Source organism: Virgibacillus sp. FSP13, assembly GCF_054048505.1.
In genome coordinates this window covers 1-11073 of the sequence record NZ_JBSVKG010000045.1, presented here as the reverse complement: position 1 = coordinate 11073, position 11073 = coordinate 1, and the positions used below count along the sequence as shown (strand labels likewise).

General features: G+C 35.3%; 11 protein-coding genes and 3 pseudogenes. 3 read left to right on the top strand and 11 right to left on the bottom strand.

From position 1 onward, the window contains the following. Positions 1-127 precede the first annotated feature (127 nt). On the top strand, positions 128-1045 hold the full coding sequence (locus ACW2QC_RS19820) for a class I SAM-dependent methyltransferase (protein WP_457545655.1): 918 nt from the start codon (positions 128-130) through the stop codon (positions 1043-1045). A gap of 380 nt (positions 1046-1425) precedes the next feature. Here the strand turns inward: ACW2QC_RS19820 and ACW2QC_RS19815 are convergent. The 10 genes and pseudogenes from ACW2QC_RS19815 to ACW2QC_RS19770 all read right to left on the bottom strand — a co-directional run bounded on the left by ACW2QC_RS19815 (position 1426) and on the right by ACW2QC_RS19770 (position 9458). Continuing rightward, positions 1426-4154, bottom strand: a pseudogene (locus ACW2QC_RS19815) (type I restriction endonuclease subunit R). Between the two features lie 67 nt (positions 4155-4221). After that, positions 4222-4395 (bottom strand): annotated as a pseudogene (locus tag ACW2QC_RS19810) (type I restriction-modification system subunit M N-terminal domain-containing protein); the annotation flags it as partial. Positions 4396-4610: 215 nt separating this feature from the next. Then, positions 4611-5105, bottom strand: a complete 495-nt coding sequence (locus ACW2QC_RS19805) for a hypothetical protein (protein WP_457545654.1) — start codon at positions 5103-5105, stop codon at positions 4611-4613. Between the two features lie 51 nt (positions 5106-5156). Further along, a pseudogene (locus ACW2QC_RS19800) lies at positions 5157-5300 on the bottom strand (DNA alkylation repair protein); the annotation flags it as partial. A 110-nt stretch (positions 5301-5410) separates the two neighbouring features. Continuing rightward, positions 5411-6433, bottom strand: a complete 1023-nt coding sequence (locus ACW2QC_RS19795; RefSeq protein WP_457545653.1) for a serine hydrolase domain-containing protein — start codon at positions 6431-6433, stop codon at positions 5411-5413. Positions 6434-6536: 103 nt separating this feature from the next. After that, entirely contained in the window at positions 6537-6839 is a 303-nt protein-coding gene (locus ACW2QC_RS19790; RefSeq protein WP_457545652.1) for a hypothetical protein, read from the bottom strand. A gap of 89 nt (positions 6840-6928) precedes the next feature. Next, positions 6929-7105, bottom strand: a complete 177-nt coding sequence (locus ACW2QC_RS19785) for a hypothetical protein (protein ID WP_457545651.1) — start codon at positions 7103-7105, stop codon at positions 6929-6931. Between the two features lie 383 nt (positions 7106-7488). Next, positions 7489-8508 (bottom strand): serine hydrolase domain-containing protein, encoded by a 1020-nt coding sequence (locus ACW2QC_RS19780; RefSeq protein ID WP_457545650.1) that lies wholly within the window; start codon positions 8506-8508, stop codon positions 7489-7491. A gap of 108 nt (positions 8509-8616) precedes the next feature. Next, the gene (locus ACW2QC_RS19775) at positions 8617-8838 is read right to left on the bottom strand and encodes a hypothetical protein (protein WP_457545649.1); all 222 of its coding nucleotides are present in this window, start codon (positions 8836-8838) and stop codon (positions 8617-8619) included. Positions 8839-9080: 242 nt separating this feature from the next. Next, the gene (locus ACW2QC_RS19770; RefSeq protein WP_457545648.1) at positions 9081-9458 is read right to left on the bottom strand and encodes a hotdog domain-containing protein; all 378 of its coding nucleotides are present in this window, start codon (positions 9456-9458) and stop codon (positions 9081-9083) included. Positions 9459-10088: 630 nt separating this feature from the next. Here ACW2QC_RS19770 and ACW2QC_RS19765 point away from each other — a divergent pair. Beyond that, entirely contained in the window at positions 10089-10397 is a 309-nt protein-coding gene (locus tag ACW2QC_RS19765) for an antibiotic biosynthesis monooxygenase family protein (protein WP_457545647.1), read from the top strand. Between the two features lie 214 nt (positions 10398-10611). Here ACW2QC_RS19765 and ACW2QC_RS19760 read toward each other — a convergent pair whose 3' ends face one another. Beyond that, entirely contained in the window at positions 10612-10782 is a 171-nt protein-coding gene (locus tag ACW2QC_RS19760; protein ID WP_457545646.1) for a YesK family protein, read from the bottom strand. A 15-nt stretch (positions 10783-10797) separates the two neighbouring features. Here ACW2QC_RS19760 and ACW2QC_RS19755 point away from each other — a divergent pair, with 15 nt between their 5' ends. After that, a complete protein-coding gene (locus ACW2QC_RS19755; protein ID WP_457545645.1) occupies positions 10798-11055 on the top strand; it encodes a hypothetical protein in 258 nt (85 codons plus the stop codon). Positions 11056-11073: the final 18 nt, after the last annotated feature.

The following is an 11073-nucleotide window of genomic DNA, read 5'->3' as shown; positions in this document are numbered from 1 at the left end:
AAACGAAGTGTTTTTTATTGACAAAAAAACTTAATTATGCTATAATTTACTATTATTTATTTTTTGTGTATAATAAGATTCTCCTGGCCAGGGGAATCTTATTTTTGTTTTATGGGAGGATTAATACATGAAGAAAAATGAATCAAGTTTAACTTCCTTAATATCAGCTTTTAGTCGAGCATACCACAGTAAACATGACACACCAAAAATTTTTGATGATTTTATTGCAAAGGATTTAATTACTAAAAAGGAATGTAGCGATATCCGTGAAAACATGATTAAAGGAATTCAATTCTTTAATAATGAAATTGCTAAGAAGTTTCAAAATCATCCTGATGAAATTTTAAAATGGATTACACAAGTCCAGCTTTCTCCAACTCCTTTAGCACGTGCTGCCTATTGTGAAAATGTATTGTTTCATGAAATTGTACTAGGCGCTAAACAGTATGTCATTCTGGGAGCCGGATTAGATACCTTTTGTTTCCGAAATCAAGAACTAAACAACAACTTAGAAATATTCGAAGTCGATTATCCGTCTACACTAAATTTTAAAAAGAAAAGATTATCAGATGCTAATTATCAAATTCCCGATAATCTTCACTTTATCTCAATGGACTTCACCAAAGATTTTATTATGCAAAATCTTGTTGAGGAAGGTTTTATACCTTACAAAAAGACTTTCTTTAGTCTTTTAGGTGTTTCATATTATTTAACGAAAGAAGAAAATGAAAATTTAATTAATGAGTTATTTACAAACGTCCCATCAGGAAGTTCCATCGTTTTTGATTATGCAGACGATAAACTTTTTGAAGAAAAAGGATTGTCCAATCGAGTTCAAAATATGGTTCAAATGGCTTCAGCAAGTGGTGAACCAATGAAATCATGTTTTATCTATGAAGAAATGGAAAAAATGTTGGAAAACTCAGGTCTATTCATTTATGAACATTTATCACCTGTTGCTATTAATAATCGGTTCTTTGGTGATCGTTCAGATTATTTGTCTGCATTCGAAACGATTCACTACATCCATGCTGTAAAAAAATAACTTCTAGCTAATCCAACCCACCTCTCAATCTTCCTTATGATTGGGAGGTTTTACTTACTTATAAGTTATTCGACAATATGGCCCCATCGCGGAAGACTGCTTTTATTGAAAATCAATCAAATTTATACAACAAATATATCATTCTTGATTCAAAAACTATCGGTATTTAGCTTTGATTATCCAAAAGAAATGAAGTCGTATACAGTCTATCTGGTACGTTTTTTGTTATTCAGTGGAAAAAACTATGTTAAGGATGGTACGCTACCTACAAGATCTAAAGCAGTTTCTGATGTGGATGCCTTATCAAAATATTTCCACTGCAACATAATAGCACAAACGCTTACACAATGTTACGTAGAGTGCGGTCATATCATCCCGCACTACGCCTCATTCGGCCAATCCCCATACTGCTCGACCGCTTCCTTCATAATCGCATTCGTAATAAACAACAGTTGTTTCCCCTTGATATTCTCACGCATCAACACATTTTTTACGGAAATTTTCACCTTGGCATAAATATTTTTGCGGTGGTCGCTTGTCCAATTCTGGCTCAAGTTTTTCTTCAGCTCTTTTACCACTTTATGAATTAAATCGGTCAAGAACTTATTGTCAAAAGCCTCCATTTCTAGGCCAGTTATCGCCTTATAAAATTCAGCCTCTTCATCATTCAAACCTAGCTCTCCACGAAATTCAGCTTCTTCATCGATGTCTTTTCGCATCTCTACCATTTCCGAACAACATCGGCCGCTTGGATAATTCGGTTATGATAATCGGTCAGCGTCTTTTCCAACAGTTCACGCATCTGGCGCTCTTTCGGACTGTTCTTTTTAAAATTCACCGTAATGTGATCTTCTAACAGTTTCTGTAGTAATTTCAGTCTTAGGTCTTCATGCTCCTGCTTGCTTTCAATATCTTTCAAAAACGCTTCATCCAAAATGCTAATATCAGGCTTCTCAATTCCAGCTACTTGATAAATATCGATTGGATCTTTCGTCTCCAGATGGCTATCGACTAATTAATTAAGCCGCTCCTCAATTGTCTGATTGCTCTCTGTTCCCACTCTGCCTGGCGAAATTAATTTTTTCACTTGGACACGCACCATCTGATAAAGGGTAACTTCATCTGACAGTGGAATAATTTCCTGTAGATGTTTGATGAGTTTATATGCTTTTTCTAACTTCACACATGTCTCAACAAAGGATTCCGGATCACCATTTAACTGTTCATTCACCAAATCAGCAATCAAATCATCCCGCTTGATCTTCGGCAATGCCCGCCAATCATCACGATGTTCAATCGCCCTAAATAGTCCACGCACTTCTTGCAAATGTTTTTGAAAAACTCCAACCGCAGCGTCCACGTCAATGTTTGTCTGGTTGGTCGCATTAGCTCCGGTATAATTATTTGTTGCTTCTTTCAGCGATGTAGCAATCCCAATGAAATCGACAATTAGCCCGCCTTCTTTTCCAGGAAAAACACGGTTAACCCGGGCGATCGCCTGGATCAGGTTATGACCATGCATCGGCTTATCAACATATAAGAATGATAGATTCGGAGCATCAAAACCTGTCAGCCACATGGAAACAACAATCACTAGTTTCAATGGATCTTCCGGATTTTTCAGGCGCTTTTTAACATCTTCCTGTTCTTCTTTCATTTTAATATGCGCGTATTTGCTGCCAGAATTTTGCACCCGCCAGCGATCCGGATCTTTGGCAATCTTTCCGGTCATGACAATTTCCACTTCCGGACAATCATCCCGCTTTTTCAACTCATCATACAAGCGGACCGCAATTTGCCGGCTCATGCAGACGACCATCCCTTTTTGAAATGGATTTGCCGCCGCATTAAAATGATCCAAAATCGACCCCGCAAGTTTGTGCAAACGTTTCGGTGTCCCAACTACTTTTTCCAGTGCTGCCCATTTCAGCTTATACGAATCGGATTCCTCATCTTCCATGCCAATCTCACTAATAATATTTGCATACTCCTCATCAATTCCCGCCCCTGCAAAATCGAGCGGAATCATTCGGCTTTCATAATACAATGGCAAAACAGCTTTATCCTGGACAGCCTGCGCCATATCGTATCGGTGAATCACATGGCCAAAAATTTCCTCTGTGTTATTACCGAGCAGTTGAACCGGTGTACCCGTAAACCCAACGAATGAAGCATTTGGCACCGCATGCCGTAATTGCGCCGCATATCCACCGTCAAAGCCAGATTGAGTGCGATGGGCTTCATCGGAAATAACGATAATATTGCTGCGATCTGATAGTACAGGGTGTTTGGCCTCCCCTTCCTTCAGCCGAAATTTCTCAATCGTGGAAAAAACAATCTGGCCACCTTCACCTTTTAACAGGTCACGTAATTGATCGGATTTTTCCGCATGATGAATATGTCCAATCAAGCTATACCCTTCCGAAAACGTGTCATGCAGCTGCACATCCAAGTCATTTCGATCAACCTGAATGACAATTGTCGGATTATCCAATTGTTTATGCTTGGCCAAAATCGAACTATAAAACAACATACTGATCGATTTACCAGAACCAGTCGTATGATACATCACACCAATGCGCCGATCACCATCAGGACGCGTTGCCCGTACAGTCTCCTCAACGGCAAAATTCACGCCAAAATATTGATGATATTTCGCACCAATCTTTATCCGCTTATCCCCTTTATCCAAAAAAACAATGAAATTACGGATATAATTCAACAGCCGATCTTTCGGAAACAACCCTTGAATTAACGTTCGCATCGTATTCGCCACATTATTGTCCACGTTCACACCATCAATTGTTTTCCACGAAGCAAAAAAATCATATTCAGCAGACGGCATCCCGTGCATTGTTTCCACCCCGTCCGAAATAATGGTAAAGGCATTATATTCAAACAACTGCGAAATATCATACGTATAGTTGCGGATCTGGTTATAAGCATCATGAACGGTAACATTTTCTTTATTCGGATTTTTCAATTCAAACACAATCAGCGGAAGCCGGTTCACAAAAATAACAACATCCGGGAGACGTGACATGCGCCCTTCAATCGAAAATTGATTTACGACAAGAAAATCATTGTTTTCCGGATGTTCCCAATCAATTGGATAAACATGCTGTACTTTTTCCTCGTTATCTACCTTGTAAACAAACTCGAGTCCCTTGACACACTTCTACTAAACTATGAATCTCGTCTTTTCTGATTTCATATCGATTCGATAAATATCGTAAAAATATCAACGGCAACACATAATGCTTGTAATCAGCCGGCGCTACACTACCACGCATTTTTGTCGCTGCATCAAATAAGTCTTTTTGAAAATCTATATCTGCTCTAGCTGCCATGTTTCGTTCGCTCCTCAAGTAATTCTATATTACTAATAATAGCAGAGATAGCATAGGGAAACTAGAATTTGTTGTGTGTGTAGAAAAAAGGGTTGCAATTTTTTTGTGGTTTCGAAACTGTGGAGAAATGGTAAATAGAACCAACGCAGAAAACACGTGGATTTCTATTTAATCTACTATATCTTATTGGACTTAAGGGCCCGTTAGCTTAATAACTACATTAAATAATTGAAGATGTTCTCATTATTTTCAAGTTGAATCATTTTCCCTTTATAGTCATTGTTTCGAACAAAATTTGGTAAGAAATCATGGTTATATTTTTTATTCCAATCAATTAACTTTTTAACACTTTGGATTGTTTCATTTTTAGTTGAAGGTAAAACCCCTGCTTTTCTTTTTTTGTATCTACTCCAAATTCTTTCTTCTTGAATTGCAACTGGAGTATTTAAGATAAATATATGATCAGCCAATGCAAAACTTGGATCTAACCACTTAAAATATACTCCCTCAATAATCCATGCAGGCTGTTCCACAATTTCTTTCAAATTATTATCCCTTACTGTTGGTGGAGCTTTTATACCGTACTCATCTGCATTTTTATCCCAAAATATATGATCTAAATCATAGTGTGGTATATTGAACTTTTTGCTTAACTGCTCAGCTATATATGATTTTCCACTTCCCGCACCACCAATAATATGTAGTCTCATAATAATTCGCCCCCCTAAACAACAATAAAATAAGCATTACATCATTGTGCCTTAAAGATGTTTTAATGCTTCCCGCTTACTAAGTGGTTTTAAGTAATGATTAGCAACAAAATTTCTTACGTTCTCGGGGCGAGTTTTGGCATATTCACGTAATACCCATCCAATTGCCTTTTGTACAAAGAATTCATCACTACTTGCTCGTCTTAGCCGCTCCTCGCCATAAATATCGTACGTATAGACAATCTACTTATTGTGTTAAAGCACTCATTAATGCAATAATACTTATTCCCGGCATATAGTTAATTCTATTTATACATTTTAATGATTTTTATCATCATTTTTGCAGCGGCACTATGTCCATAAAACTGGTTAACAGTTCCCGTAAAGTATAGGTCAGTCTTCGGATGATAAAATGCAAAAGCACCTGTTTGCCCCCAATGTCCAATTAATCCACCTTTTAATTCTTTAAGTGAAATAGGCTGACTTGCTATCCCAACACCATAAAAAAATAATCCTGGGCCAAAAAGAATTTTCCAACTTTTAAGTTCTTTGAAATATTCTTTTGGAAAGAAGTGTCCATTCATAAATGCCTTTAAAAAAATCATAGTTTCCTTCGCTGTCGATACAATGCCTCCTTCAGGTCCTATTGATGACATATATTTAGGTAAATGGATTTCCTTATCTTTGAAATAGAAAGTCTCTGGGCGTAGATCATTCACATCTTCATATAAATAAGTTTCCTCTAATTTTAGTTCATCAAAAATAAATACCTTGAAAACCGTATGGATGTCTTTTTTTGTTATCATTTCGATAATCTTACCTAAAAGCTGATAATTGGTATCGGAATATTGAGCCTTTTTTCCAGGTGCAAATTTTGGTTTTTTCTGTTTTGCACTTGCAATTGTTTTTTCAAAGCCCCAACTTTGATCTTTTCCTGCTGTTAATTCCGTAATCACATCAGAAGAAAAGTAATCAGGTATTCCTGATGTATTGGACATTAAATGGCTGATTGTTATATCTTTAGAGTAATCTTTACCCTTTAATAGGTGGAGTTCATGAAGAATATCATCAGAAAAGTATTTGGAGATTTTATCTTGAAGGTGTAGAAGATTTTCTGATCTTAATTTTAGTAAGACAGCCTTGACGTATAATTTTGTTACGCTTGCGATGAAATAAGGTTTATCTGCGGTTAAATTCCCAGCTCTGCTCATGAAGGATATCGAATTATCTCCTTTTTCAACACATAATACTGTACCAAATATATTTTTCTTTGATAAAGCAGATGATACTAATTCATCAAGAAATAATTGGTCAATTGTTTTTCTCACTTGTTTATCCCCTCCACTTGGTTATATTTTCTAAAATTAATCTGCCCCTATAGTTCAAAAAGCGATTTTCTTGTTCCGAAATTACACTTGTTAGTCAGAAATCCTAAAACACAGTGTAAAAGGTATAAATTCCCCAAAAAAGCAATATAACAAATATGATTAGAAGTACAATATCTTTAATTTCCCTATTTGTATTATAAAAAGAAAGTTTACAAATAAAATAAATGTTGCCAACAATAGTAACAATAAACACTAAAGTAAAACCGAAGACATCCTTATTTGTAAATTGAGAGTAGCTTATTAGTGCAATGTAAAATAGAGCTATTATATTTTTAGTTATGGAATATTTTTTCTCATTGAAAATGACCTCTATTACCGGTGAATTTTTTTCTGTGTTGTTATCCATCTAGACCCCCCTTCTTAAAATTATGCTGCTGTTTAGTACAAGAAGCGGCTGTACTTAAAGAAAAGCACCCGTTTTCTTGAACATAATAATTAGGTATTATTTTTCTTTTCATTTTCAAGGTCATTGACCCTTTTTTCAAGATTTGAAATCTCTTCTTTTAAATCATCGATTGGACTTTTAATCCGATGTGTTGCTCCATTAAAAATCGCTATTACAGCTATAATAAAGACAATCATTCCCATCACAAACATAAAAATTATTTCCATAAATTAACCTCTGTCCTTTCTTCTTCCACTAACCCGTTCAATAGTTGAATAATTAAAAACAGGAACAATCGCAATAACGACTTTGACCTCCCTTTATTCTATGTACAATATATCTAAGTGTTAGATTTTCTGTGTAATCACTCTTTAATCCTGTTTCTTCATCAATCCCTCTTAAAAATGCCTTTTGAGGTTCATTTATTTCAGTGCCTTCTATATGTCCGCCTATTGGAACTAAAAATCCCGCGAAGAAAGTGTCTATTTGCTTTTTTGAAGAAACAATACTTTTTGTTGCTCACTTAAAAGGAAAGCGACTGCCATTTGTCTAAGTCTCAAAACCGCAACCTCCTTTAATTTCTAAATAGATTCTCTTGCTTCAAAATCCTTTAGTTTAACAGGCATGTCATAATAGTATCGCCAAATTTTCGAACATCAGCTAAATAATCAAATCCATCAGGAGAACCAAAACTATTAAACGCACGCACTGCCACAAGATTATGCTGGGGAATAACCAGAAGAGTCACTCCTGTATAGCCTAAAATTTGAAAGGAGCCTTTAGGAACAAGTTCACCAATTTCCGATTTTCTTGCTGGTAAGTCTTTTACGAACCATAAATAGCCGTTTTGTGGTAGTTCGACATCTATTAAATATGGGCTTTGAAGGGATGTAGCAATATTTATAATTTCTTTGGATACAATTTGTTCTCCATTAATATATCCCTGTTTAAGATGAAGGTATCCCCATTTAGCCATCTCCCTTGACGATACATACATATTCATCTTGTCACCGTCTGTACTTTTACTTGTAGTCCAATTTATATCGTTGGGTTCGCGTATAACATGAACAAGTTTTTCATTTAATTCTCCGTACCATCCAGTCTCCGTAAAATTCAGAGGTTTAAATACATTAATAGCTACTATCTCAGCTACTGATTTACCAGTCGCATTTATAACGATTTGCGTCAAAATATCAATCCCAATACCACGATATGCCCAATTCTTACCAGACGGAAATTCTCTATATATCCCCCCATTAATCCCCCTTAAACCATGCGTATGTGTAAGTAAGTGTCTTATTGTAATTTCATTTAATGTTGACATTTTTTTCAGTGGAAGGTAATTTATTATTGAGTCATCTATTGATTCTATATACCCTTCATTAACCGCATAAGCAACTGCAAACCCTATGTAACTTTTTCGAACTGATGCGACATGAAATTGTGTGTCTTCCTGAATAGGTCTGGAATTAAGTTCCTTAGAATGCTTCCCCCAATATTCTTCTGTAACTATTTTATCGTCATGAATAATAAAAACAGATGCACCTGAACAATCAACTTCTTCAGATGTCTTCCTCACATTAGAAACAACCAAATCAAACTGTGTGTTTTCCTCTTTTTTAATTATCATAATTCCACTACTTCCCTTTATTCTTATGATTGATAGTTTACTAGACATAGTAGAAATAAAATCACCGTTTTTTGTTAACTATAAGAATTACTTACGTTTAATTTTATATTACGAACAACAAAAAATCGCATCATCAAATGCATCCTCAGGAATATAGATCATTTCATTGTTGATCTTATAGGGTATTTCATTTTCTTCCAATAATTCAGTCGTGTTACTATTAGTTTGCTCTCCCCATTCTATATATTCATCGCTATATCCCATTTGGCAAGCAGACAACATAATAAGAAGAGAAAAGCAGCAAAATAATAACCCAGGAATTTTCTTCAACGTGAAACCTCCTAATCGCAAAGTTAGCTTAATGATCTAATAATTTTTTTACTAACGCACACATTCGTTAAGAAATAATAAGTTTATAGTGCGTGTTCAAAAAGTTGCCGAATTAGAAGCAAGAAGGTCGAGGCGGCGTAGTCTTGAGGACCGGAATGTAGGCAAAATCTACATGAGGACCGGAAAGACAAGCCAACGAAGAGATTCGCCGCTTATCATTTGGTGACTTTTTGAACAACCTCTTATAATATCACTCCTGCAAAGTTTCCTTTCAATACTTGTTTCTCATTCTGATTTGTGCATAAAAAAGATGCAACAATAGCTGTTCGATTATTATCTTGCTTTTCAAGCTTTTCAATAGTTACTTCACAGAATATTGTATCTCCCGTAAACACTGGTCTTAAAAACTCAAAATTCATCGTGCGAGCGAGTACATTGTTATCCCCGCCAATTTTTGTTGGTAATGTTGCAGTTAATAAACCCTGAATAACAAGTCTACCCTGTTCATCGGGATTCATATGATGATCGCCTTCGTCCCTAGATATTTTTGTAAACATTTCAACATCTTCTTTAGTGAATATTCGTTCAAAGCTTATCTTATCTCCTACTTTTAAGTCCAATCTTAACTCCTCCTTGAATTTAATGCTATATAATAATTCTAATATTTAAATAATTAATGTCACTTTTCAACGCCCCTTTAAATGCAAGGGTGCAATTTCAATTTCTTGTTTAAGATTAGTCCAGTTAGTTTACGTACATTTACTCACAAACTTGGCCCCTCAGTATTCTTTTTCTTTTCGTTAAAAATGAACGCTATCACATTTTCCTTTGCCAAAACCCCGCCACCTTTTCCCTGTTAACCTGCTCCATTCGTTTCATAATATGGTTCTATTTTAACATTAACTTCCATTATATTCATCCGAGTTATTAAAGAAATCATTTTATTCTGCCATTTAAAAAGCTGTTGTTAAAAATAATTTGGGAGCGAGCTAAATTGTTACTATTTGAAGCTGTGAAAACTTTATGAAGCAAATGCAAAATCAAGGGTGTTCCCATAAACATTAAAAGCAATACCTTAGAATCTCCTTAATTTGATTTAAGTCAAAGCCAATATTTCATTAGCTGTAATCAACAATACAGGAAAAGTTTCGTACATCCCTATTGAAAAGGTCTTCCCTTTCCAGTAAGATAATAAGCAGATATAGATGATAATGATTATCATCCTCGATAAAAATGGTTAGGAGGATTCCATGTTTGTAATGAATGCGAGCTTTACAACAGATAAAGAGTTCGAGGATCGTTTGAAAAAGAAGGCAATGAAGAACAAAGACGAAGCATTAGAGGCAAAAGGAAATATATCTTTTGAATGTTGGCGGAAATATCATAATGAGGAAGTGGAGTATGTTCTCGTTTCCAAATGGGAGGAGCAGTCTGATTTTAAGAGTTGGATTTCTAGGGATGAGCATATTCAAGAACATAAGGAAATGCAAAAAAACCCAGTAAAAGATGACACGTTCAAATTGAAAAAGAAAATGCGTTCCTATGAGGTTTTGGTGTAATATACCTGACATGTTCATTGATAAGGATTCGTTATCCATTTCAATTCCATGTAATGTTATAAGGAGGTACAATTCACTTAGAGTACCTCCACATTTAACTTTTCATATTGTGTAGGTTTGACTCGATTTGTTTATTTTTCGTTTTACGTATACTTGAGGTTAAAAGAAGAACGTTGACTAGCCATTCACACTTGTCACTTGATGTAAATTACCTTTAGTTGAGCCGTTTATAGCTGATCTTTTTTCCGATAATAGATATAATAGAAAAAATGACTAAAAAGAAACTAAGAATGCCATAAGCTGCACCTTCGAATCCTCTAATGTTAACAAAACCAATATAAAAGAGAATACCAGCGACTATAATGAGGATTATTCCAAGCAACATCCTTACAAATAGAGGTTGTTCAAAAAGTCCGGTAAAAATGACACATCGACAGGTTTGATTAGCACCCAAAAACTTGGTGTTGATATTAATATAGATGCCGATGCTATTGCACGACGATTGGATCCAGAAAATCCGGAGGCAAAAAGAGTTACTGCGGGAAAAGAAGTCATTAAATCAGTTAATCAATATATAAAAGAAGGTAAAGATTTTTCAATTGAAACAACCCTCGCTGGTAAGAATACGCTTAAACAAATAGCAAAAGCCAAAGAATAGGTTATGAAATGTTATTTA